A 270-nucleotide genomic window follows, 5' to 3' on the forward strand; every position below is an offset into this window, starting at 1 on the left:
GTAGAGCGGCGTGCCCCCGGTCGATCCCAGATGACGGATCTGACCCTCGCCGGTCAGGTTGCGCGCCACCGTCTGATGGTCGATCAGCAGATAGGGGGACAGGAGGAACAGGAAGGCAAGGCTCATCGCACCCACCGCCGCCAGCCGGGCAAGCATGGCTTCGGGCCGCATCTGTCCGTCGCGCACGCGCAGCAGCATCGCGCAGGCGACCGGGATCGCCGCCAGCGCGAGCGGCCATTTGGTCGCCACCGCCGCGCCGATCCACAGGCT

At 69.6% G+C, this 270-nt stretch carries 1 protein-coding gene; it reads right to left on the reverse strand.

All coding sequences use genetic code 11. The annotated features are described in order from the left end of the window. A partial coding sequence (locus ACWXWW_RS18060; protein ID WP_455971393.1) for a hypothetical protein occupies positions 1-270 on the reverse strand: 270 nt, incomplete at both ends.

It is taken from the genome of Microbacterium sp. KNMS, assembly GCF_053851835.1.